A 25,255-nucleotide genomic window follows, 5' to 3' on the forward strand; every position below is an offset into this window, starting at 1 on the left:
CGGTCGGGTGGCGGGCGGCGACGCCACCACGACCGCCCGCGCGGGACGCCACTCGCGTCACGCGCCTCACCCCCGTCTACCGAAGGACACCACTCATGCGACAAACCGTCAGACGAGTCGTGCACGGGGCTGCCATCGCCGCGGCCACCTCAAGCCTCGTGATCGTGGGCTCGCTCACCTCGGGCGCGCCCGCCACGGGCGCCACCGCCCCCGGCCCCGCCGCCAAGGGCGTGGCGGCCGACGACCCGACCCGCCCCGGCTGGACCCTGCTCTACAACGAGGACTTCTCGACGCCGCTGACCGGGGCGAGCACCCCGTGGGTCAAGGAGACCTACAGCTCCCCCTTCGACACCATCACCGACGACGCCGGCCAGTGGTACAAGAACGACTACGGGCCCGCGTGGACGACCGCGTTCAACTCCTTCTCCACCTACCGCAAGGACTTCAAGGTCGGGAAGGACGGCTGGCTCACGGCCTCGCTGTCGGCCCGCGACTTCAACAAGGACGGCGTCATCGAGTCCCCGCCGTCGATCACCACGCAGGCCCTCGGCAGCGAGCACGTCGCGGTGCTCAACGTGCCGGAGTCGACCGGCGGGGCCATCTTCCGGCCCACCAACAAGCTGCCCGAGCAGTACCGCATCGAGTACAAGCTCAAGACCCTCGACTTCGGCGGCAAGCGCAACGGCACGATCGACTACGGCGGACGGACCAACGGCTACAGCACCACGGGCTGCAAGACGCAGCACCCGTGGGGCGAGGGCTCGAAGTCGCCCGGCTGGAGCGGGGACGCGTCGGTGCCCTACTGCCAGTGGCAGGACGTGCGGCAGGGGCCGTACGGGTACAACGGCTACCACTTCCTGTCGATCGTCGACTTCGCCAACCCGGCGCCCCGCAACAACCACTTCTGGCACTACCACCGCAAGGTGCTCATGGACGCCTTCTCCCAGCACCCCGACCGGGTGGGCACCGGCACGGGCGGGCGGGTGTGCAACTCGGCCACGAACCAGTACTACAACTACCGCGACAGCAGCTTCAACACCGTCAACATGTGGATCAGCGGGATGCCCAACTGGACCCCGGGCCCCGGCGGCCTGCCCGGCAACTCCCAGTGGTTCATGACGAGCTGCTCCGGCGGCGTCGCCGAGCAGCAGCTCTCGTCGGCGGCGGAGCTCCAGCCCGAGCTCATGCCGAACCAGTTCTACACCTTCGCGATCGAACGTGACGCCACCGGCTACACGCTGGAGGCCAGCGGGAACTTCGCCCGCGCGGGTCAGAGGACCCTGCGCTTCCACCGCGACTTCGTGGTGGGCAACGACCCGATCTGGCACTACAACGTCAAGGCGAGTGAGTACGACGGCCGGTTCAACGGGAACCTGGTGCAGAACGACGCCCACGGCAGCACCACCTGGCCGAACCAGTGGCCATCGGGCTCGGCCTACCCCGACTACTTCGTGATCGGAGACCTGTACACCAACGTCTACGAAGGCAGTGCGAGCCTGACCGACATCCGCCTCTACGTGCCCGGCCAGACCGGCGGGACCAACCTCGCGCTGAACAAGCCGGCCACCGCCGACAGCCAGTGCGCGGCGAACGAGGCGCCGGCCAAGGCCGTCAACGGCACCGTGTCGGGCGGCCCGACGGACAAGTGGTGTTCCCTCGGATCGAGCAAGTGGCTGCGCGTCGACCTGCAGGCGGCCACGACGCTGCGGCGCTTCGTCGTGCGCCACTCCGGCGCGGGCGGTGAGAAGACGAGCTGGAACACCCGCGACTTCGACATCCAGGTGAGCACCGACGGGACGACGTGGTCCACGGTGGCGTCGGCGCGCGGCAACACCGCCGACGTAACCACCCACACCGTCTCGCCGGTCACCGCCCGCTACGTACGGCTGAACGTCCTCACCCCGACGAGCGACAGCGACACCGCGGCGAGGATCTACGAACTGGAGGCCTACGCGTCCTGACCCGGCGCGGCCCACGGCGCCGCCCCGGTCAGCCCCGTGCGGGTGGCGAGGTGCTTCCGCCGCGACACCCCTCGGGGGTCCGCGCGCGCAGGGCGGCCAGGGCGTCGGCGCGGGTGGGCTGGACGGCGAAGAACCGCGCCAGGCCGGTGGTCTGGAAGATCCTCACCAGGCGGGGGTGCAGGTCGGTCAGGGAGATCACGCCCCCGCGCTCGCCGACCAGGGTGCGCAGGGCCAGGAAGATGCGGATCCCGGTGGAGTCGCAGAAGCTCAGCTCGCCCAGGTCGAGCACCAGGCACCGGTGCTCGTCGGTCAGCAGGGCCAGGATCCGCTCGCGCAGCGACTCGGCGTTGGTGTAGTCCAGCTCGCCGCTCAGGGCGACGATGAGCGTCCAGGGCAGGGTGTCGTCGGGGTGCGGGACGAGGTGGACGGCAGCGGTCACGGGACACCTTCGGGGCGGGAAAGGGGACGTCGGGCGCGAGGGCGGCTGTGTCGTCCGCCGGACCGGGCCCGCGGCCGGCCGGTGCTCGCGTGATGGCATGGCCGGGGGGGCACGGGCTCCCGCCAGCGTAGCGGCCAGGACCGGCGGGCGCTCGCCCCCGAGCAGGGGTTGGGGAACCCTTGGGCTCCCGATTCCGAGCACCGCGGATGATGGGGCAGCATGGGTAGGTGACCGAGAACACCGACCTGCTGGCGGATCTGCTGGCGGCGGGCGATGTCGTGGTGCTCAGCGGGGCGGGGATCTCGACGGAGTCGGGGATCCCCGACTACCGGGGGCCCAGCGGGGCCCTGGTCCGGCACACCCCGATGACCTACCAGACCTTCGTCGGCGATCCGGCGGCGAGGCGGCGCTACTGGGCCAGGAGCCACCTCGGATGGCGGGCCGTGGCGCGGGCGAGGCCCAACGACGGCCACCGCGCCGTCGCCCGCCTCCAGCGGGACGGCCTGGTGGCGGGCATCGTCACGCAGAACGTCGACGGCCTGCACCAGGCGGGGGGCGCGCGGGACGTGGTCGAGCTGCACGGCAGCCTGGGCCAGGTGGTGTGCCTCGGCTGCGGCGATCTCAGCTCGCGGGAGGAGCTGGACCGCCGCCTGAGGGAGGCGAACCCGTGGTTCGACGCCCGGGTGACGGCGATCAACCCCGACGGCGACGTCGACCTGCGCGACGAGGAGGTCGACGGCTTCCGGATCGTCGGATGCGCGGCGTGCGACGGCGGGACGCTGAAGCCGGACGTCGTGTTCTTCGGCGAGACCGTCCCCGCCGAGCGCGTCCACGAGTGCTTCGCCCTCGTGGAGAGCGCCCGTGCGCTGCTGGTGCTGGGATCGTCGCTGACGGTGATGTCGGGCCGCCGGTTCGTGCTCCGGGCGGCGAAGCTCGGCATTCCCGTGGCGATCGTCAACCAGGGCCCGACCCGCGGGGACGGTCACGCCGCGCTGACCGTCGACGCCCCGCTGGGCGTGGTCCTTCCCGAGCTGGTGCGCCTCACGAGGCTCGCCTTCGACGCGCGCCGGTCCGGCCCGCCCCGCTGACCGGGGGCCCACGCCGGGCCGTACGACCGGGACACCGAGCCGGGGACCAAGGTCGGTTCAGAGGCGTTTGACCAGCTCACGTAACTTGAAGGTATGGGTCTATCGCCACTGAGGCTGCGCCCACGGTCGATCCGGGGACGGATCACGCTGTTGACCATGTTGATCACCGCCCTGATCCTGGTACCGATGGCGCTGATCATGAGCACGGTCATCCAGCAGATGTTCACCGACTCGGTATGGCACGACACCAGGGAGGAAGCCAGCGCGGTCGCGGCCGCCATCCACGCCGGGCGCCTGCCCAAGCTGATCGTGCCCGTGGTTCCCGGCATCGACCTGGTACAGGTCGTGGGACCGGACCGGAAGGTCATCGCCGCCTCCGGCGCCGCCAAGGGAAGTCGTCCGGTCAGCACGGTGTGGCCCAGCCCGGATGATCCGATCAAGGACCTGCAGACCTGCTTGAATCCCCAGCCGGGCTGCCTGCGCCTCACCGCGCTGCGGACCGGGGCGATGCCGAGCTCCTCTGTCGTCTACGCCGGCCAGCGGGCCTCCAGCATCCAGTCCACGGGATTCATCGTCACCCTCGTGGGCGTCCAGACGGCCGCGCTCATCGCGCTTGCGGGCTGGACCACCTGGAAGGTCATCGGCCAGACGTTGCGGCCCGTCGACAGCATCCGGTCCCAGCTCGCCCAGATCACCTTCCAGGACCTCAGCGGCCGGGTCCCCCAGCCCCCCGGGGACGACGAGGTCGCCAAGCTGGCCCGTACGGCCAACCGCACCCTTGGCCGGCTGGAGCAGGCCGTGCAGGTGCGGCGCCAGTTCGTCACCGACGCCTCCCACGAGCTGCGCACCCCGCTGGCCGGGTTGCGCCTGCAACTGGAGGAGGCCCAGATGCATCCCGAGGAGACCGAGCTGGAGGAACTGCTCCCCCGCATGCTCGGTGACGTGGAGCGCCTGCAGCAGATCGTGACCGATCTGCTCTATCTGGCCGGGGTCGAGAGCGCCGTGCCCGTCATGCGAAAGCAGGTGGATCTCGGCGAACTGGTCCGCATGGCGCTGGACCACCGCAACGACCGGCTTCCCACCAAGCTCTCGCTGGAGGACGGGGTGATCGTGAACGTCGTGCAGAGCCAGCTCAACCGGGCGCTGGCCAACCTGCTGGACAACGCCCAGCGGCACGCCGAGGGCACGGTGGCGGTGGAGGTGTTCCGGGAGGGGGACACCGCCGTGCTGGCGGTCTCCGACGACGGCGCCGGGGTCGCCGACTCCGACCGCGAAAGGATCTTCGAGCGCTTCACCCGGCTGGACGCCTCCCGCAGCCGCGACCGCGGCGGCACGGGCCTCGGCCTCGCCATCGCCCGCGACGTGGCCCGCGCCCACGCCGGGACCATCCAGGTGCTGCGCTCCCCCTCCGGGGGCGCGCGGTTCGAGGTCCGGCTCCCCCTCTCCGGAGTCTCCTAGCCGCGGCCGCGGCTCGCACGCGAGGTCATCTTCCGGTCGAGGGCCGGGCGGTCCCCGGTCAGTTCAGCTCGCCGAGCATCTGCCTCACCTGTGCGGAGCGTGACTGGTCGATCCGGCGGGCGAAGCTCTCGACCTCGGCGTTCATGCCCGTGCCGATCTCCGTGCGCGCCATCTCTATGGCGTTGGTCTGGTGGGCGATCATCACGTTGAGAAACCTGCGCTCGAACTCGACGCCGGTCATCTTCCCCAACGTGGTGATCTCCTCCGGGCTGGTGGCGTGCAGGCCGCCGTGGGCCTCGTGCGCGCGGACGTCCACCGTCAGGGGGCGGCCCCAGCCGAGCAGCCACGCGGTCATGGCCCGTACCTCGTCGCCCTGGGTGGCCTCGACCGCCGTCGCCAGGGTCCTCACCTCGCCCCGTACGGCCCGGGTCCTCGCCAGGCCGGCCATCGCCATCCCCTGGCGGTGGTGCGGGATCATCATCTGCAGGAACATCACGTCCGCGTCGTTGACCGGCCCGGTCGCGGCGGGCGCCGAGGTGCCGCCCGCGGGTCGCGATCCGGGGGTGGCCGTGGCGGCGGCGCAGGCGGGAAGGGCCAGCAGGCTCACCGCGGCGACGAGGGCGAGTGCGGCGCGTCTCATGTGGTCCGCCTCTCTGGGTTCGGTGACCGGCCTGATCCGAAGGCGTCGTGGGGAGCCGGCCCTTCCGGTGCGTGCGGAAGGGCCGGCGGTCTTCCGGGGGCGCCGCGCCCGGGGACGCGGCGCCCGTCAGCACGTCGGCGGGTCAGACCCTCTGCCACAGGGCAGGCACGTTCGGCGGCTCCCACCCCGCGAGCGCCGTGTGGGCCTGGATGCACCGGTAGAGCACGCCGTTGTAGGTGACCTGGGCGCCCACCGCGTAGGCGGTGCCGGCCTTCCACGTTCCACCCGGGGCGGTCGTGGTGGGAGTCGGGGTCGGGGTCGGGGTGGGAGTGCGGGTCGGCGTGGGGCTCGGGGTGGGCGAGGGGTTGCCACCACCGCCGCCGATCTGCAGGTCGATGCACGAGTAGAAGGCGTTCACCGTGTCGGCGATGTTCCAGATCGCGAGGACCTTCTGCCTGCCGCTGAAGCCGGACAGGTTCACGGTGTGCGACACCGTCGCGCCGGGCTGGCGGCCCTGGTCGTCGAACACCGCGACGCGGGTGCCGCCGATGTAGTACTCCCAGGTGCTGGTGGCGTGGCGGGCGGTCAGCACCCAGTTGAAGGTGACCGTGGTGCCCACGGAGGTGGCGGGCCACGGCTTGCTCTCATCGCTGAGCTGGGCGAACCGGGCGACGCCGCCGTGGCAGTTCCGCTGCCCCTTGGGTCCTTCCACGCTCTGCGGCTCGTAGATGATGTCGCCGCAGTTGGGGACGACGCCCTGGGCGCACAGGGCCTGCCGGCTCGGCGGCGAGGACACGTAGCCGTGGGCCAGGGCAGGCGAGGCGGCGAACACCGTGATCCCTGCGGTTAGTAAAGCCGTGGCCACCACCATGATCGTTTTCCGCATGCGGCACTCCTTCGCTGGGGGGTGCCAGAAATATAAAGGAAAGTTTCCTAAGAGTAAATAGCGCGGCCAGGCGCCTCCGGCCGGACGGCCCGGTCATCCGGCGAGCATGGCGTGAAGCCTAAGGTTGGTTCCCGCGGCCACGATCAGCAGGCACAGCGCGGCCCCGGCGGGCCGTACGCCCGCTCGACAGGCCGGTAGGCGCCCTCTCTCTCGAAGACCGGCGCCCCTACCCCTTAGACCCCTGCTTTCCGCGCCGAACTAGCCCCTTACGTGCCTCTGGTCCATCGTAGGAACCAGCGATGGGACGGCACCGCGCGAGGTGCCACGAGAGTGCGGAGGTCATCATGGAGGACTACGGCGTCACAGGCATACGCGTGGACCTGGAGACCGTCGTCGACGTCCCGCCGGCGCGGCTGTGGGACCTCGTCACGACCGTGCCCCGTATCGGCGACTGGAGCCCGGAGTGCGAGCACGGCGCCTGGCTCGACGCCGACCGCTCGGTGCCGGAGGAGGGGACGCTGTTCGAGGGACGCAACCGCCGGGAGGGCCGGGTGTGGACGGTGACCTGCATGGTCACCGAGGCCGAGCGCCCAAGCTCCTACGCGTGGGTGGTGCTGGACGGCGAGAACGGCCCGGAGTGCCCCTCGTCGCGGTGGCGCTACGACCTGGAGCCCGCCGACTCGCCGGACAAGACCCTCGTCCGTCACAGCTTCGAGCACGGCCCCGGCGGCAGCGGCCTGCGCGACATGATCGCCGCCAATCCCGACATCGCCTCGATCATCATCGAGGTCCGCCTGAACGAGCTGCGCAAGCACATGACCGAGACCCTCGACGCGATGATCCGGGCCTGACCCCGCCGATCAGGCCTCGCCCGGCGTCCGTGACGGCCGCCCCTTTCCCATGGTGAGGGGGCGGTTCATCCGTGTGTCCGCCCAGGAGACGCAGGCGGGGCCTGAAGGAGGCGATCGAGAACGGCGACCTCTGAGCCACCGCCGGGTGGGGCCCGCCCCTCGCCCGGGTCCCACCCGGTCACAGGTCATTTCCCGCGTACGACAGGTTGAAGCTCTTGTTCACCAGGGGGAAGTCGGGGACGATCGCGCCCCCGAGCGCCACGGGCAGGGCCGGCCAGTTGAAGAACGACGGGTCCACGATCTTGACCCGGCTGAGGGCGCCTCCGGCTGCGAGCTCCACCCGGTGCGTGATCGTCCCGCGCCAGCCCTCGACGATGCCCACCCCGGAGCTCGGCGAGCCCGGCGCGGCGCGGGGCAGCCGTCCGCCCGTCTCCCCCGGCGCGAGCCCCTCGCACAGCCGCGCGATCAGCTCGATGGAGGTGGCGATCTCCTCCAGGCGGACCTGGAACCGGGCCAGCACGTCACCGTCCGAACGGGTGGCCGCCGCGAACGGGCCGATGTCGGTGAAGGGGTGGTCGCGGCGGGCGTCCACCGCGAGACCGCTGGCCCGCGCGACGTACCCGAGGGCCCCGAGGTCCGCCGCGGCCTCGGCGGTCAGCACGGCGGTGCCGGCGAACCGGTCGGTCACGACGGTGTGCCCGAGCGCCAGGCCGGCGATCTCGGCCACGTCGGCGCCGACGGCACGCAGCGCGGCGAGGTCGGGCAGCGCGCGCAGGGCGGCGCCACCTGGCCTCACCCCGCCGCGCAGCAGCCGGTGGCCGGTGACCTCGGCGTTGAGCCGGAGCAACCGCTCGCGGACGCGCCCGCAGTGCGCGTTGAGGATGCCGTGGCCCACGTCGTTGCACAGGGCGCCGATGTCGGTGACGTGGTTGTAGAGGCGTTCCAGTTCGAGCAGGACGGCGCGCCCGCGCTGCGTCGCGGCGCCGAGGACGCATCCGGTCGCCTCCTCCACCGCGAGGCAGTAGGCCAGGGCGTGGCCGACGGAGGTGTCCCCGCTGACGCGCTCGGCGAGCGCCAGCCCCTCGGCCGGCCGGCGCCCGGTGAACAGCTTCTCGACGCCCCGGTGGACGAACCACAGCCGGGCCTTCAGCTTGAGGATCGTCTCCCCCACCACCGAGAACCGGAAGTGGCCCGGCTCGATCAGCCCCGCGTGCACCGGGCCGACGGGGATCTCGTACACGCCCGGCCCCTCCACGGTGAGGAAGGGGTACGGGCCCTCGGGGTCGCCGAACTCCGGCGCGGGCCCGGCGTCGGCCCGCATGGGATACCAGCCCCTCGGCCAGTGGTGGTGGCGGACCAGGCGATGGGGAAGCGGGTGACGCATCGGGACGATGCCATACAGATCACGCATTTCCCGTTCGAACCGGCCCGCCGGGAAGGACAGCCCGGCGAGGCTCGGGATCACCGGTTCGCACAGGTCGAGGTGTACGTGCACTTCGGCGCGCCGGTCCGGCGACCCGGCGGTGTACAGGTACACCACGCGCAGGGCTCCGGCGTCCTCGTGGGCGGCCACCAGGGCCAGGCGGTAGCCGCCGGCGAGCAGCCGTGCCGTGCGGTCGGCCAGCTCGCCGGTCCGTACGTTGACGATGAGACGGCCGGTCACGGGGTCGCTCCCGCCATGGTCGCGGCGGCCTCCAGCAGCGGGCGCATCGGCCCGGCGGCTACGCCGAGGACGGCGCAGGCGACCAGGCCCGCGATCAGCGGCACCGCCGAGGCGCGCGTCAGCCGTATCGCCGCGCCGCCCGGCGGGGGCGCGCCGAGCAGCATGCGCCTCCCGCCCGACAGCACTCCGGCCCCGATGACCAGCGTCAACGCCAGCGCCGCCGCCACCGCCCAGCCGAACCCGGCGGTGAACCCGGCTCGGGCGATCCCGAGCTCGCTGGCGAACAGGCTGAACGGAGGCATGCCCGTCAGCGCGAGCAGGCCGAGGCCGAAGGCGCCCGCGAGGAGCGGAGCCCGCGAGGCGAGGCCGCCCACCGCCGCGATCCTGCTGCTCCCGAAGGCCTGCCGGATGTGGCCCGAGGAGAGGAACAGCACCGACTTGCCGAGCCCGTGCCCGAGGATGTGCAGCAGTACGGCCGCCATGGCGAGCCGACTGCCGATGGCGGCCCCGAGCGCCACCAGGCCCATGTGCTCGATGCTGGAGTAGGCGATCATGCGGATGTAGTCGCGCTGGGCCAGCAGCAGCGCCGCCGAGACCGACAGGGACGCCAGGGCCGCGATGATGAGCAGCGTGCGGGTGAACCCGGCGCCGAGGGCGACGTCGGCGATCACCTTAACGCGGAGGATGGCGTAGAACGCCACCGACAGCAGCACCCCGGACATGAGCGCGGACACCGGCGCCGGGGTCTGGCCGTAGGCGTCGGGCAGCCAGGCGTGCATCGGCGCCAGCCCCGCCTTGGTGCCGAACCCGAGCACGAGGAGGACCACGGCGGTGCGCATCACCCCGGGGTCCAGGCCGGCCGCGTCGCCGGACAGGACCGCCCAGTCGAGCGCGCCGGCCGCCGGCACGCCGGCGCGCAGGGCCGCGTAGTGGGTGAGCACCACGCCGAGCAGGGCCAGCGTGATGCCGACCGAGCAGATCACGACGTACTTCCAGGCCGCCTCAACGGCCTGCCGCGTACGGCGGTGCCCGACCAGGAACGCGGTGAGGATCGTGGTGGCCTCCACCGCGACCCACAGCACCCCGAGGCTCGCCGCGAGCACCGCGACAGCCATGGCGGCGACGAACGCCTGGGTGAGGATGCCGTACCTGCGGGTGGCGCGGGGACCGGTGCGCCCGGCGGCGAGCTCGGCGGCCATGTACGCGGGCCCTGCGAGCGCCGCGAGCAGGGCCACCACGCCGATCACGATCAGCATGAAGGCGCTCAGCGCGTCGGCGCGGAGCAACCCCGAGAGCGCCGTCCTGGGCTGGGCGGTGGTGGCCACGGCCAGCGCGACCGCGCAGCCCAGCGACCCGGCCGCCGCCCCCGCGCCCAGCCAGGCCGTGACGGCGCGCCAGCCGAACACGGCGTAGCCGAGCGCCGCGAGGAGCGGGAACAGGATCGGGGCGATCACGAGAAGACTCACGCGACCTCCCCGCCCACCGGCCGGAAGGCCCTTCGCCGAAGGGATGCGCGGCTCATCGCGTCCGCGGCGTGGTCGTCATGTGGGCCGTCCATCAGTCGCGCAGCTCCCGTAGCTCGTCCAGGTCGGTGCCGCCGAAGGCGGCGCGCATGCGTGTGGTGAGAACCTGCAACACCAGTACGGCGAGCAGCACATCCAGCGAGACGCCCAGCTCGACGACCACGGGCACCCCGCTGGTGGTGAGGAAGGCGGTCGCGGTGATGGCGTTGTCCATGAGCAGGAACCCGACCACCTGTGACAGCGCCCTGCGCCTGCTGACCAGGACGAAGAACCCGACCAGCAGCACGGTCAGGGCGACGGGCACCGCCCGTGTGGAAGGGGTGGGCGTGAGCCGTACCAGCGGCTGGGAGATGTCGTAGGCCACCATCGCCAGCACGGCCGCCACCAGCAACGAGGTGGCCACGTTGACCAGCGGCCTGCTCTCGCGGTCCTCTCCCCCGGCCACCAGCGCGCGGCGCATGAGATGCGGCAGCAGCCCGGCGCGCAGCCCGCCCACCGCGACGCCCGCCACGGCGAGCTCGGCGGATCCCTCGTGGGCCGCCAGCACGAGCACCATGGCGGCCAGGGCGACGCCCTGCCAGGCGAAAAGCCGGACGATGGCCGCCAGGTCGTGCCGCCCGAGCACCAGCACCCCGGCGAGCAGGAACGCCCCGCAGGCCAGATCGAGCAAGGGCACGTACATCGATTCGTTCATGTCATCTCACGTGAGGAAGCAGGAAGCGGCGACGGCCAGCAGCGCCAGCATGAAGGACCCGGCCAGCAGCTCGGGGATGCGGAACAGGCGCAGCTTGGCCATGAACACCTCGGCGGCGGCGAGCACCGTGCCGAGCACGGCGACCTTGACCACCAGCACCGCCATCGCGAGCGCCACCGAGGCCGGCCCCGCTCCGGTGGTGGCGATGCCCCAGGGGACGAAGAGGCTGCCGAGCAGCCCCAGCAGCACGGAGAGCCGCATCGCCGACGCCCACTCGATCAGCGCCAGGTCCGGTCCCGCGTACTCCAGGATCATCGCCTCGTGGATCATCGTGAGTTCCAGGTGCGTCGAGGGGTTGTCCACCGGGATGCGCCCGGTCTCGGCCATGGTGACCACCACCAGGGCGACGGCCGCGAGCAGGCTGACCGGGGAGATCACCGCCAGCGGGTTACGCAGGGCCGAGGTGACGATCACGCCCAGGTTGGTGGACCCGGCCCGCACCGACAGCGCGAAGATCGACAGCAGGATGGTCGGCTCCACCAGAGCCAGCACCGTGACCTCGCGGCTCGCGCCCATCCCGCCGAACGCCGTCCCGGTGTCCAGCCCTCCGAGGGCCAGCGCCACCGACCCGAGGGCCAGCAGGGCGGCCACCGCGAACAGGTCGGCCACGCCGTCGAGCGGGGAGCGCGTGGTGACCAGGGGCACCACCGCGGCCACCACCAGGGCGGTGCCGGCCAGCACGAGAGGCGCCATGCGGAACACCCATCCGGTGCCGTGCGGGATGATGGCCTCCTTCCTTCCCAGCTTGCGCAGGTCACGGCACGCCTGGCCCACCCCGGCGCCCGCCCGCCCCTCCAGCCGGGCGCGGACCTGCCGCATCAACCCGGCCAGCAGGGGCGAGCCCACGGCCACGAGCACGACCTGCGCCACCGCGCCCACCAGCCCGGTCACGCGGCCCCCTCCCCGGACCGCGCCGCCGGCCCCGTCACCAGACCACCGCCAGCACGATCAGCATGCCGGTGAGCGCGTAGAACCCGTAGGCGAGATACCGGTGGACGCTGCCGTCAGCCAGTCGCGTGGCACGGCGGCCGACCACGGCCGCGGCGGCCAGCACCGGGTCGTACAGCCGCCGCTCGACTCGGTCGCGTATCCGGGCGCGGAACTGGACGCTCTCCACGATGTAGGCCGACTCCTTCACCGGGGTGACGTCCAGGTCGCTCTCGGGGGCGAGCACGTTGTCGAAGACCCGCTGCAACGGCTGGGCGAACGAGGTGGCGGTGTACTCCATGCGCGGCGACATGGGTCCGGCCCCGCAGTCCCACAACCGCGCCGGGCGCCGTGCCCGCCGCCTGGCGAGCAGCCGTACCGCGCCGAGCGCGCCCACCCCCGCGATGACGAGCGCGGCGGCCAGCAGCAGCGGGGACATCGTCCCCGCGGTCCTCGTGAGCCGCAGCGTCAACTCGCCGCCCACCCCGCCCGCCCCGGGAAGCAACGTGGCGACCGTGCGGGAGAGGGCGGGCAGGACGGCGGTCGGGGCGAGCGCGAGGCCCGCGCAGCACGCCGCCGCGAGCGCCATCCCGCCGAGCATGACGGGCGGGCTCTCGGCCGCGCGCCCGGCCTCCGCGGTGCGCGGGCGGGCGAGGAACCCCACGCCGAAGGCCTTGACGAAGGTGGCGACCCCGAGGCCCGCCGTCAGCGCGATCACCCCCACGGCCGCAGGCATCGTGACGGCCCCCGTCACACCCGAGCTGGGCAGGGAGTGGATGAGGCTCTGCAGGAGCAGCCACTCGCTGACGAACCCGTTGCCGGGCGGCAGCGCGGAGGCGGCGAGGGCGCCGACCGCGAACAGCGCGGTCGTGTACGGCATCCGGCCCCGCAGGCCCCCGAGCGCGTCCAGGTCGCGTGTCCCGGTGGCGTGCAGGACGGACCCCGCCGAAAGGAACAGCAGCGTCTTGAACGCGGAGTGGTTGACCACGTGCAGCAGCGCGGCGGCCAGCGCGAGGCCCGCGAGCATCGGGTTCCCGCAGGCGGCGATGAACCCGGCCGCGCCCACGCCGATCAGGACCAGCCCCATGTTCTCGGTGGTGGAGTAGCCGAGCAGCCGCTTGAGGTCGGAGGCGACCGTGGCCTGCAGGACGCCGAACAGCGCCGACAGGGCGCCGGCCGCGAGCACCAGCAGCCACCACCAGGCCGGGCCGCCGTGCAGCAGGTCCATGCCGACCCGGACTATTCCGTACACACCCATGTTGACCATGGCCCCGCTCATCATGGCCGACACCTGGCTCGGCGCCTCCGGATGGGCGCGCGGGAGCCAGACGTGCAACGGCACGACGCCGGCCTTGGAGGCGAAGCCCACCAGCGTCGCGAGGAACACGGTGCCGGACACCGCGGGAGACAGCTCGGCCTCCCTGAGCTGGGCGAAGGAGTCACCTCCGGCACTCGCGGCGAAGGCGGCCAACCCGGTCAGGATCGCCACGAAGCCGAGGTGGGTCATCACGGCGTACCACAGCGCCGCCTCGCCCACGGCGGCACGGCGCGCGTGCTCGGCCGGCACCAGCAGCAGCGAGGTGATCGCCATCAGCTCCCACGCGGCCAGCAGCGTGCTCACGCTCGCCGCCACGGGCACCAGCAGCATGGCCGCAAGGAACAGCGGGGGCGTCGCCTGTGCCACGCGGCCGTCCAGGCCGTGCCGGGTGTAGCCGATTCCGTAGATCGCGGCGCACACCGCGACCGCGCCGGTGACCGCGACGAACGTCCCGGCCAGCGGGTCGAGCGCGAGGCGCGCGCCCGCCAGCGGGAGCACGCCGGGGAGCCAGGCCGACCAGGTCTGCCCGGCGAGCGCCGCGACGCCCGCCGAGGCCCCCGACGCGCCCGCGCAGGCCATCCCCACACCCACCACCAGCGGCCGGACGCTGCGCGGGGTCATCACCCCGGCCAGCGCCGAGGCCAGGCACAGGCCCAGCGCGGACGTCAGGAACGTTCCGGCCGCGTTCACCGGCCGGTCAGCCCGCGCAGCGCCTCGACGATGGCCCCGGGCTCCGGCGGGCATCCCGCCACCTCGACGTCCACGGGCAGCACGTCCTTGACCGCGCCGACCACACCGTACGCCCCGGCGAACACGCCGCAGTTCCTGGCGCAGTCGCCGAGCGCGATCACCAGGCACGGCTCGGGGACCGCTTCATGGCTGCGCCGCAGGGCGACCTCCATGTTGCGCGTCACAGGGCCGGTCACCAGCAGCGCGTCCGCGTGCCGGGGCGAGGCCACCAGGCGCGCCCCGTAGCGTTCGGCGTCGTACACCGGCCCGAACGCCGAGGCGATCTCCACTTCGCACCCGTTGCACGAGCCCGCGTCGACATGCCGTATCTGCACGGAACCGCCGAACTCGGCCGCGGCGGGCACGGTGTCGCCACCGGCCCTCTCCGGCGCCGGTTCGGCCACCCTGCCCGTATTTCGTATCTTCCGCCACAGACCGATCACGACGACACCTCAGCGACTGGGGAGATGGATGGGGGACGCGTCGAAGCACGGCCGACATCGGCCCGGCGAGCGGCTCGTACGAACCGCTCCCGTCTCGTTTCGTTCGGCTCCGCCGTGTCCCCGCCCGGGGATCAATTCAGGTAGGAGTCGCGTGCCGCCTCAGCGGCCCGGTCGCATCCGCACCGCTGAGCGCGTACACGAACGTCGAGATCTCGCGCGTGGCGAAACGATACCCATGCGTAGTCGTATCACAACTCACTGTGACGGGTTGGAGCCTCTACTTCGCCCACCACGGCGGGGTGACGCGCCGGAAGAGGACCGTTGTCGCCCGTTTTCTGGCCAGGGTCCGTTCGCCAGGGGCGTCGGCGGGGTGGTCGTCGGCGGTGTGCCTGTCCACGGGCCGGCGGGGCGGGCGTCACGGCGCCGTCCCGCGGATTCCATTTACTCCGTGAACCTGCCGGCAGGATACGCGGGGACCGGCGTTCGCGTCCAATTATGTTTCTTGATGAATCGACTAATGAAACGCCTATGACAAGCGCTTAATGGGCGCGCTCTTGACTGTTTCGGGAAATTCATGCGACCGTCGAATACGTGAATCACCGCACACCACACGGTGTCACCGCCCCGGCCGCGGGCGAGGCACTTTACCACGGTGATGCTCTGGAAAGAGGGACGACCGGGCGTACCGAATGCGGCGGAGAAATGTAGTCGTAACACCCGGATGAAAGCGTCCGCGGGTTTCTCGTCAGATCGGCCGATAAAGGCCGGGCCGGGCCTGCTCCGTCACGGGGGTGCGGCACCGGGTCGGCGCGAGGGGGACGATCCGCGCCGTCGCGGATATCCGGACACGCCGGGCCGTCGACGTCACCCGTTCACAGGAAGCCCGTGGATCACGACAAGAGGCGGAAGTTGGAAATGGCAGACCATGTGAACGCGGCGGGACACGAGGGCGGCGACGCGGTCGCGGTGATCGGCCTGGCGTGCAGGTTGCCCGGCGCGCCAGGCCCCGAGGCCCTGTGGCGGCTGCTGCGCTCCGGGGGCGACGCGGTCGCCGAGCCCTCACCCGAGCGGCTGGCCGCCGAGCCGGAGATCGGCGGGCGTCGTGGCGGCTTCCTCGACCAGGTCGACCGGTTCGACGCGGGCTTCTTCGGGATCTCGCCCCGCGAGGCCGTGGCCATGGACCCCCAGCAGCGGCTGATGCTGGAGCTGGGCTGGGAGGTCCTGGAGGACGCCGGGGTGCTCCCCGCCGGCCTGGCCGGGGTCCGGGCCGGGGTGTTCCTCGGCGCGATCGGCTCCGACTACGCCACCCTGGCCGCCCGGAGCGGCGAGGCGGCCATCACCCGTCACACGCTCGCCGGACTGAACAAGGGGATGCTGGCGAACCGCGTCTCCTACTTCCTCGGCCTGCGCGGCCCGAGTCTCACGGTGGACACCGCCCAGTCGTCCGCGCTGGTCGCCGTACACCTGGCCTGCGAGAGCCTGCGGAGCGGCGAGTCCACCCTCGCGATAGCCGGCGGAGTCAACCTCAACCTGGTCCCCGAGAGTACCCTCATCGCCGAGCGGTTCGGAGGGCTCTCCCCCGACGGGCGCTGTTTCACCTTCGACGCCCGCGCCAACGGGTACGTACGAGGCGAGGGCGGGGGGCTGGTCCTGCTCAAGCCGCTGTCGCGGGCCCTGGCCGACGGCGACACCGTCCACGCCGTCATCCGTGGCGGCGCGGTCAACAGCGACGGGGCCACGGACGGCCTCACCGTGCCGAGCGATCGCGCGCAGGAGGAGGTCGTACGCCTGGCGGTGAGCCGGTCCGGGATCGACCCCGCCGCCGTGCAGTTCGTCGAGCTGCACGGCACGGGGACGAAGGTGGGCGATCCGGTCGAGGCCCGCGCGCTCGGGGCGGCACTGGGCGCGGCCCGCCCGCCCGGCCGGCCGCTGGTCGTCGGCTCGGTCAAGACGAACATCGGGCACCTGGAGGGCGCGGCCGGCATCGCCGGACTGCTCAAGGCGGTCCTCAGCATCCGTCACCGTGAGATCCCGCCGAACCTGAACTTCGAGACGCCCAACCCCGGCATCGACCTGGACGCCCTGAACCTGCGGGTGGCCGACGCGCTACGGCCCTGGCCACGGCCGGAGGAGCCGCTCGTCGCCGGGGTCAGCTCGTTCGGAATAGGCGGCACCAACTGCCATCTCGTCCTCACCGAACCTCCACCCACCCCGAACCTGGCCTCTCCACCCACCCCGAACCTGGCCTCTCGGCCGACCCTGAGTCCAGGCGTGAGTGCCCCCGCAGCCGCGGCTCGCTCCGGCGACCGTCCTCGCGGGCAGGACCTCGGCGCGCCGTCGCCCCTTCCCTTCGTCCTCTCCGGACAGACCCCAGGGGCGTTGCGGGAGCAGGCCGGGCGCCTGCTCGACGTGGTGACCAGCGCGGACGCGGACCTGTCCGATCTGGCGTTCTCCCTGGCCACCGCGCGTACCTCCTTCAGGCACCGGGCGGTGCTGGTGGAGCCGGACCGGCACGCGCTGCTGGACGGCCTCAGGGCGCTCAGCTCGGGCGACCCCACGGCCGCCGCGGTCCTCGGTGCGGCGCGGAGCGCGAACGGGGGCGTCGTCTTCGTGTTCCCCGGCCAGGGCAGCCAGTGGATCGGCATGGGCCGTGAGCTGGCCCGCGTCTCCCCCGTGTACGCCGAGCACCTGCGAGCCGTCGCGAGCGCCCTTGAGCCGCATGTGGACTGGTCGCCCGCCGAAGTGCTCTGGGGGCTTCCCGGCGCGGCCTCGTTCGACCGGGTCGAGGTGGTCCAGCCGGCCCTGTTCGCCGTCATGGTGGCACTAGCCCGGCTCTGGGAGTCGTTCGGAGTCGTCCCCGACGCCGTCATCGGGCACTCGCAGGGCGAGATCGCCGCGGCGCACATCGCCGGCGCGCTGTCCCTGGAGGACGCGGCCGCGATCGTCGTGCTGCGCAGCCAGGCGATCGCGGCGATCTCCGGTCACGGCGGGGGGATGGTGTCGATCCCGCTGCCCGTCGATCGGGTCCGTGCGCGGCTGTCCCGCTGGGCGGGCCGGTTGAACATCGGCGCCGTCAACGGGCCCTCCGCCACCGTGGTCTCCGGTGACAGCGACGCCCTGGACGAACTGGTGGCCGCGTACGAGGCCGAGGACGTCCCGGTGCGCGGCGTCCGCATCGACTACGCCTCGCACTCCGCGCACGTCGAGGCGGTACGGGACCAGCTGATGGAGCTTCTGCCGGGGTTCGTCCCGCGGAGCACGGAGACCGCGTTCTACTCCAGCGTCACCGGAGGGCTCCTCGACGCCGCCGAGCTCGACGCCGGCTACTGGTACCGCAACCTGCGGCACACCGTCGAGTTCGAACGCGCCGTACGCGCCGCGCTGGCCGACGGGCACGATGTCTTCGTCGAGGCCAGCCCGCATCCGATCCTCGTCGTGGGACTCCGCCAGATCCTCGACACCACCCCCACAAAACAGGCAGACCTGTCCGGCACCCTGCAGACGGTGAGCTCGACCGGCACCGTCCAGGTAGGGAGTTCGAGCGGCACGGCTCAGGCCGGGGTGGTGACCGGGACCCTGCGGCGGGGCGGTGACGACCTCGGCCACTTCCTGCGGTCGGCGGCCAGGCTGCACGTCCACGGAGTGCCCGTCGACTGGACGGGCGCGCTGCCCCCGGACGCACGGCGCGTGCCACTGCCCACGTACGCCTTCCAGCGCGACCGCCACTGGCTCGACCGGGCGACGACCCCGGAGCCCGAGCATCCCGCCCCGGAGACGGCGAGCCGGAGGGACGTCCCGGCGGGGTCGGCACCCGAGCCGGAGGAGTCCGGACAGGGGCCGGTGAGCCGGAGGGACGTTCCGGCCGGATCGGCACCCGAGCCGGAGGCAAGGCCCATCAGCGCGCTGGGCGTGCGGCTCGCCGGGCTCACGGATGAGGAGCGGGCCCGCTCGGTGCTCGCACTCGTCCTCTCCGCGACGGCGACCGTCCTCGGACATGCCGGCGGGGTCGCCGTGACCGCGGACCTCCCGTTCCGGGACCTCGGGCTCGACTCCCTCGGCGCGGTCGAGCTACGCGACAGGCTGTCGTCCGTGACGGGGCTCCCGGTGCCGGCCACCGTCACCTTCGACCACCCCACGCCCCTCGCGGTCGCACGGTTCCTGCTGGCCGAGGCCGCGGGACGTACCGAGCGACCGGCTGAGCCCGCGCGGGCGCGCGCCGGGGCCAGCCCGTACGAGGAGCCGGTCGCGCTGGTCGCGATGAGCGGCCGATGGCCGGGAGGGGCCGACACCCCGGAACGGCTGTGGGAGCTGTTGCTGGCCGGAGCCGACGCGATCAGCGGCTTTCCCGCCAACCGGGGGTGGGACCTCGACGCGCTCTACGACCCCGGCTCGGCGCGCCCCGGCACCTCCTACACCCGCGAGGGGGGCTTCCTGCACGACGCCGATCGGTTCGACGCCGAGTTCTTCGGCATCAGCCCCCGGGAGGCCGCCGCGATGGACCCCCAGCAGCGGCTGCTGCTGGAAACGTCCTGGGATCTGCTCGAACGTGCCGGGATCACGCCCGAGTCCCTCAGGGGCAGCCGCACGGGCGTCTTCGTCGGAGCGACACCCCAGGACTACGGCCCACGGCTGCACGAGGCCGCCGAAGACGCCGAGGGATACGCGCTGACCGGCACCACGACCAGCGTGGTCTCCGGGCGGATCGCCTACGCCTTCGGCTTCGAGGGGCCCGCCGTCACCGTGGACACCGCCTGCTCGTCGTCCATGGTCGCGTTGCACCTGGCCGTCCAGTCGCTGCGTGGCGGAGAGTCCGATCTGGCGCTGGCGGGCGGGGTGGCCGTGATGTCCGGCCCTGGGATGTTCACCGAGTTCTCCCGCCAGCGGGGCCTCGCCCGGGACGGGCGGTGCAAGCCGTTCGCGGCGGGGGCCGACGGCACCGCGTGGGCCGAGGGCGTGGGATTGCTGCTGGTCGAACGGCTGTCGGACGCGGAGCGCCTGGGTCACCGGGTGCTGGCGGTCATCCGGGGTACCGCCGTCAACCAGGACGGCGCGTCCAACGGGTTGACCGCTCCCAACGGACCCTCGCAGCGGCGCGTCATCCAGGACGCGCTGGCCTCGGCGGGATTACGGGCGGCGGACGTCGACGTGGTCGAGGCGCACGGCACCGGCACCACCCTGGGCGACCCCATCGAGGCCCAGGCCATCATCGCCACCTACGGTCAGAACCGACCGGCCGACCGGCCGCTGCTCCTCGGCTCGGTGAAGTCGAACATCGGCCACGCCCAGGCGGCCGCCGGGGTGGCGAGCATGATCAAGCTCGTGTCGGCCCTGGAGCACGGGGTGGTTCCCAAGACGCTGCACGTGGACGAACCGTCCGGGCATGTGGACTGGAGCGCCGGATCGGTCGAACTGCTCACCGACACCCGCCCATGGCCCGAAACCGGACGCCCCCGCCGCGCGGCCCTGTCCTCCTTCGGAATCAGTGGCACCAACGCCCACGTCATCATCGAACAACCCCCCGCACCCTCCCCCGATTCGAAACCCGACCTCGGACTTGGATCCGAATCGGAACCCTCCCCGAAAGCCGCTTCACCGGAACCGGATACCAAGCCGTCACCGGGAGGCGGACTGGACAATGTGCCCGGGGGCGGTGTGCTGCCGTGGGTGGTCTCCGCTCGGACTCCCGACGCGCTGCGTGACCAAGCCCGAAAGCTCGCCGAACACCTGGACCGCAACCCCGCGCTGGAACCAGCCTCGATCGGGCTGTCCCTGGTCACCACCCGGACCCTGTTCACCCACCGCGCCGTCCTCCTCGGCAACCGCGACCACCTCACCGAGGGACTACACGCCCTGGCCGAAGGACGAACACATCCGGCCCTCACCCTCGGAACCGCCGCCCCCACCCCACGGACCGCGTTCCTGTTCACCGGACAAGGCAGCCAACACCCCGGCATGAGCCGCGAACTCCACCAAACCTTCCCCGCCTACGCCACCACGTTCGACCAACTCACCGACACCTTCGACACCCGCCTCAACCTGCCCGTCCCCCTACGCGAAGTCATCCTGACCACCTCACACACCGAACTACTCAACCAAACCCTCTACACCCAACCAGCACTGTTCACCCTCCAAATCTCCCTCGCACACCTACTCGCCACCTGGGGCATCACCCCCGACGTCGTCACCGGACACTCCATCGGCGCCATCAGCGCCGCCCACATCGCCGGCATCCTCACCCTCAACGACGCCACCACCCTGATCGCCACCCGCGCCCACCTCATGCAAACCCTCCCCACAGGACACGGCGCCATGGCAGCCATCCAAGCCACCGAACACGAAACACAAACAGCCCTACACAACCACCCAAACGTCACCATCGCCGCACTCAACACCCCCACCTCCACCGTCATCTCCGGCGACTACCACCAAGTCCACACCGTCACCGAACACTTCAGAGCACAAGGCCGCAAGATCAAACACCTCACCGTCAGCCACGCCTTCCACTCCCCCCACATGGACCCCATCCTCCAACCATTCCGCGACGCCATCTCCACCCTCACCCTCACCCCACCCACCATCGACTACATCTCCGACCTCACCGGCCAACCCGCCGACCCCCACCACATCACCACCCCCGACTACTGGACCCACCACCTACGCAACCCCGTCCGATTCCACGACGCCACCCAACACCTCAACGCCACCACCCACCTCGAACTCGGCCCCGACGCAACCCTCACCCCACTCCTCCACGACACCCTCGACACCGACATCACCACCGCACCCCTCCTCCGCAAAGACCGCCCCGACACCCCCACCGCCCTCACCGCAGCCGCCACCGCCTTCACCCACGGAACCCCCACAAACTGGACCAAACTCCTCCCCGACACCCCCACCACACAACTCCCCACCTACGCCTTCCAGCACGAACGCTTCTGGGTGAACTCCCCCGCGTCCGGGCCCGGCGACGCTCACGGTCTGGGGCTGGGGGCGGCGGACCATCCTCTGCTCGGCGCCGCCACCACCTTGGCCGGCGGGGACGGGGTGCTGCTCACCGGCCGCCTCTCCCTCACAACCCACCCCTGGCTCGCCGACCACACCGTCCTCGGAACCGTCATCGTCCCCGGCACCGCGTTCCTCGAACTCGCCCTACGCGCCGGCGACGAAGCAGGACTCGACACCGTCGAGGAAATCATCGTCGAGGCGCCCCTGGTGCTGTCCACGGACACCCACATCCAGGTACGCGTCGGCGCCTTGGACGGCGAGCGCCGTTCGGTCGAGATCCACTCCCGTCCCGAAGGAGCTGCCACGGGCACCGGCTGGACCCGGCACGCGACGGCGGTGCTGGTCGAGCGGACGACCGCTCCCGGCTTCGACCTCGGGGCCTGGCCACCGGAGGCCGCCGAGCCGGTGACACTGGAGGACGCCTACGCGACCCTCGACCGGGCGGGACTGCGGTACGGTCCCGCGTTCCAGGGGCTGCGAGCGGCCTGGCAGCGCGGTGACGAGCTCTTCACCGAGGTGAGCCTGCCCGAGGACCGGCACGAGGAAGCGGGCCGGTTCGGCGTGGACCCCGCCCTGCTGGACGCGGCCGTACACCTGCCGGCGCTGCGCGGTCTGGCGGACGTGCCGGAGGGACACAACCGGCTGCCGTTCGCGTGGAACGGAGTGCGACTGCACGCCTCCGGAGCCACCAGCCTGCGGGTTCGTGTGGTGACCTCCGGCCCCGACTCGTTGTCCCTGCGTGCCACCGACCCCGCGGGCGCGCCCGTCATCGAGATCGGCTCGCTCCTGGCCCGGCTGGTCTCGGGACGGCAACTGGCGGAGGCCCGTCCGGCCCACCACGACTCTCTCTTCCAGGTCGGCTGGACCGAGCTGACGCTGGACGCCGCCCGGCGCGATTCCTGGGCGGTGCTCGGTGAGGACGGCCGCGCCACGCACGACGCGTTGCGCGACGGCGGTGCGACGACCTCGTTCTTCACCGACCTGGACGCGCTCGGCGAAGCCCTGGACGCCGGCGAGCCCACGCCCGACCTCGTCCTGCTGCCGGTCCACACACCTACCGGGGAAACCGGCCCGGTTCCCGAGCGGTCTGGGGCCGGACCGGTCTCCGCCGCGCACAGCGGTGCCGGGCGGATGCTCGCGGCGCTTCAGGAATGGTTCGCCGACGCTCGGTGGGCCTCGTCACGGCTGGTGGTGCTGACGCGGAACGCGGTCTCCGTGACCGGCGACGACACCCCCGACCTCGCCTCCGCTCCCATCTGGGGCCTGATCCGCTCGGCACAGACCGAACAACCCGACCGCATCCTGCTCATCGACCTCGACACCGAACCCGCCTCGCGCACGGCGCTGCCCTCGGCCGTGGCCACCGCGCTGACCACCCAGGAAGGCCAGCTCGCGCTGCGTGCGGGACGAGCGTTCCTCCCCCGCCTCGCTCGCGCCACGCACCCCACGCCACAGCCAGAAGCCCCCACTCTGCCCACACCAGAGCCAGAAGCCGCCCCCCGGTCCGCGACACGACCCGAAGCCACCGCCGAGCCCGAAGCCGCTCCCTGGATCGGGAAGAGGTGGAACCCCGAAGGCACCGTACTGATCACCGGAGGCCTCGGCGGACTCGGGACCCTGCTCGCCCGTCACCTCGTCCACAACCACGGCATACGCCATCTCCACCTCACCGGCCGCCAAGGCGTCAACACCCCCGGAGCCAACGACCTACGAACAGAACTCACCGCCCTGGGCGCCACCATCACCATCACCGCCACCGACATCACCGACCAAGACGAACTAGCCACCCTCCTGGCCCACATCCCCACCGACCACCCCCTCACCGCCGTCATCCACGCCGCCGGCACCACCGACGACGGCGTCATCGGATCCCTCACACCCGACCGGCTCAGCAACGTACTCGCCCCCAAAATCGACGGCGCCTGGAACCTGCACCACCTCACCCGCCACCACAACCTCACCGCCTTCATCCTGTTCTCCTCCATCTCCGCCACCCTCGGCTCAGCAGGACAAGCCAACTACGCCGCCGCCAACGCCTTCCTCGACGCCCTCGCCACCCACCGCACCACCCAAGGACTCCCCGCCCTCTCCCTCGCCTGGGGCCTATGGCAACACACCAGCACAATCACCGCACACCTCACCAACACCGACCGAGCCCGCATCACCCGGACCGGCCTGCACCCCCTCCCACCGACCAAGCACTCACCCTCTTCGACACCACGGTCTTCCAGACCGGACAACCCCCCGTCCTCGTCCCGTCCCCCATCGACCTCACTCCACGGCGGGACCCTGCGGAGGCCGTACCCCCCCGTATTGCGTGGCCTGGTACGCCCGGGCCGCCGCGCCACCGCGGGAGCGGCGGCCTCCGGCAGCGCGCCCTCCCTGATCACCCGGCTGGCCGGGCTCGGGCAGGACGAACGTGACGCGGTCCTGCTCGCCCTGGTACGTACCGAGGTGGGCACGGTGCTCGCGCACCCCGACCCCGCATCCATCCCCGCCGACCGGCCGATCATCGAACTCGGCCTGAACTCCCTCACCGCCGTAGAACTCCGCAACCGCCTCAACACCGCCACCGCGCTCAGGCTCCCCGCCACCCTCACCTTCGACCACCCCACACCTGAGGCGATCGCGGGCTTCGTCGGGCAGGAGCTCGGCGAGGTCGCCGGCCGGGCGCAGGCGAGCCCCCCGAAGGCGGGCGCGAAGGCGGCCACCGGCGGGCTGGCGGCGATCCACCGGCGGATGCACGAGACCGGTAAGCACGTCGAGGCGGCGGAGCTGCTGCTGGCGGTCTCGCCCGTGCGCGCCCGGTTCGGCGCGGCGGACCGGCGCGAGCACGCTCTCGGGCCGATCCGGCTGGCCACCGGCCCCGGACGGGTCTCGCTCGTGTGCTTCCCGGCGCTGAGCGCGATCTCCGGGCCCCACGAGTACTCCCGCTTCGGTCAGCTCTTCCGGGACGAAAGGGACGTGCACGTGGTGCCCTCCCCTGGGTTCACCTCCGACGAGGACGAGGCGCTCCCGGACTCGCTGGAGACGCTGATCAGGATGAACGTGGAGGGACTGCGCGAGAGCGTCGGGGAGGAGCCGTTCGTGATCGTCGGCCGCTCGATGGGAGGCTGCGTCGCGCACGCGGTGACCGTGGCCCTGGAGGACGAGGGGCTGTTCCCGGCCGGACTGGCGCTGATCGACAGCTACCCGATCGACGCGGCGGCACAGGAGGGCATGGACTGGTGGCTGGGCGCCATGATCGGCGGGATGCTCGAACGGATCGACCGGTTCGACCTGAACGTGCACGACAGCAGGCTGACCACGATGGGCGCCTACAACCGGCTCTTCGTCGGCTGGCAGCCCAAGCCGGTCCAGACGCCCATCCTGATGCTGAGGGCCCAGGAGCCGCTGCGCGGCACCACCGTGGAGGCCGAGGGTGGCCGGGACTGGCGGGCGTTCTGGCCGGTGGCCCATGACGTGGCCGACATCCCCGGCGACCACTTCACGACCCTGGAGGAGCACTCCGGCAGTACGGCCGAGGCCATCAGAACCTGGGTCGAGAGCCTGAACCCATGACCAGGCCAG

At 72.1% G+C, this 25,255-nt stretch carries 14 protein-coding genes; 5 read left to right on the forward strand and 9 right to left on the reverse strand.

Going from position 1 to position 25,255, the window contains the following annotated elements; all coding sequences use genetic code 11:
- Nucleotides 1–95: 95 nt before the first annotated feature.
- A complete protein-coding gene (locus ACGFIV_RS29905; protein ID WP_392838294.1) occupies nt 96–1,961 on the forward strand; it encodes a discoidin domain-containing protein in 1,866 nt (621 codons plus the stop codon).
- Nucleotides 1,962–1,989: 28 nt separating this feature from the next.
- Here the strand turns inward: ACGFIV_RS29905 and ACGFIV_RS29910 are convergent, their stop codons facing one another.
- Nucleotides 1,990–2,400, reverse strand: a complete 411-nt coding sequence (locus ACGFIV_RS29910; protein ID WP_392838295.1) for an STAS domain-containing protein — start codon at nt 2,398–2,400, stop codon at nt 1,990–1,992.
- A gap of 227 nt (nt 2,401–2,627) precedes the next feature.
- Here ACGFIV_RS29910 and ACGFIV_RS29915 point away from each other — a divergent pair, with 227 nt between their 5' ends.
- Entirely contained in the window at nt 2,628–3,488 is an 861-nt protein-coding gene (locus ACGFIV_RS29915; protein ID WP_392838296.1) for an NAD-dependent protein deacetylase, read from the forward strand.
- A 156-nt stretch (nt 3,489–3,644) separates the two neighbouring features.
- Nucleotides 3,645–4,946: a HAMP domain-containing sensor histidine kinase gene (locus ACGFIV_RS29920; RefSeq protein WP_358560108.1), complete on the forward strand. Its 1,302-nt coding sequence runs from the start codon at nt 3,645–3,647 to the stop codon at nt 4,944–4,946.
- 58 nt (nt 4,947–5,004) lie between these two features.
- Here the strand turns inward: ACGFIV_RS29920 and ACGFIV_RS29925 are convergent, their stop codons facing one another.
- Nucleotides 5,005–5,586 (reverse strand): DUF305 domain-containing protein, encoded by a 582-nt coding sequence (locus ACGFIV_RS29925; protein ID WP_392838297.1) that lies wholly within the window; start codon nt 5,584–5,586, stop codon nt 5,005–5,007.
- 142 nt (nt 5,587–5,728) lie between these two features.
- Entirely contained in the window at nt 5,729–6,472 is a 744-nt protein-coding gene (locus ACGFIV_RS29930; RefSeq protein ID WP_392838298.1) for a lytic polysaccharide monooxygenase, read from the reverse strand.
- Between the two features lie 344 nt (nt 6,473–6,816).
- On the opposite strand from ACGFIV_RS29930, the gene ACGFIV_RS29935 reads away from it, so the two are divergent.
- Complete coding sequence (locus ACGFIV_RS29935) at nt 6,817–7,323, forward strand: SRPBCC family protein (RefSeq protein WP_358562208.1); 507 nt, start codon at nt 6,817–6,819, stop codon at nt 7,321–7,323.
- A 178-nt stretch (nt 7,324–7,501) separates the two neighbouring features.
- On the opposite strand, the gene ACGFIV_RS29940 is transcribed toward ACGFIV_RS29935, so the two are convergent.
- The 6 genes from ACGFIV_RS29940 to ACGFIV_RS29965 all read right to left on the reverse strand — a co-directional run bounded on the left by ACGFIV_RS29940 (nt 7,502) and on the right by ACGFIV_RS29965 (nt 14,680).
- Complete coding sequence (locus ACGFIV_RS29940) at nt 7,502–8,986, reverse strand: NADH-quinone oxidoreductase subunit C (protein ID WP_392838299.1); 1,485 nt, start codon at nt 8,984–8,986, stop codon at nt 7,502–7,504.
- Complete coding sequence (locus ACGFIV_RS29945) at nt 8,983–10,452, reverse strand: proton-conducting transporter membrane subunit (protein WP_392838300.1); 1,470 nt, start codon at nt 10,450–10,452, stop codon at nt 8,983–8,985. Before ACGFIV_RS29945 ends, ACGFIV_RS29940 begins: the two co-directional genes overlap by 4 nt.
- A 91-nt stretch (nt 10,453–10,543) precedes the next feature.
- Entirely contained in the window at nt 10,544–11,203 is a 660-nt protein-coding gene (locus ACGFIV_RS29950; protein WP_358561609.1) for a hypothetical protein, read from the reverse strand.
- 6 nt (nt 11,204–11,209) lie between these two features.
- Nucleotides 11,210–12,154, reverse strand: a complete 945-nt coding sequence (locus ACGFIV_RS29955) for a respiratory chain complex I subunit 1 family protein (RefSeq protein WP_392838301.1) — start codon at nt 12,152–12,154, stop codon at nt 11,210–11,212.
- Nucleotides 12,155–12,188: 34 nt separating this feature from the next.
- A complete protein-coding gene (locus ACGFIV_RS29960) occupies nt 12,189–14,198 on the reverse strand; it encodes a proton-conducting transporter membrane subunit (RefSeq protein WP_392838302.1) in 2,010 nt (669 codons plus the stop codon).
- Complete coding sequence (locus ACGFIV_RS29965; RefSeq protein WP_392838303.1) at nt 14,195–14,680, reverse strand: NADH-quinone oxidoreductase subunit B family protein; 486 nt, start codon at nt 14,678–14,680, stop codon at nt 14,195–14,197. The genes ACGFIV_RS29960 and ACGFIV_RS29965 overlap by 4 nt, the downstream gene beginning before the upstream one ends.
- Before the next feature lie 915 nt (nt 14,681–15,595).
- Between ACGFIV_RS29965 and ACGFIV_RS29970 the strand changes: the two genes are divergently transcribed.
- Nucleotides 15,596–25,246: a type I polyketide synthase gene (locus ACGFIV_RS29970; RefSeq protein WP_392838304.1), complete on the forward strand. Its 9,651-nt coding sequence runs from the start codon at nt 15,596–15,598 to the stop codon at nt 25,244–25,246.
- The last annotated feature ends 9 nt before the right edge of the window (nt 25,247–25,255 follow it).

It is taken from the genome of Sphaerisporangium sp. NPDC049003 (genome assembly GCF_043197795.1).
Classification (GTDB): Bacteria; Actinomycetota; Actinomycetes; order Streptosporangiales; family Streptosporangiaceae; genus Sphaerisporangium.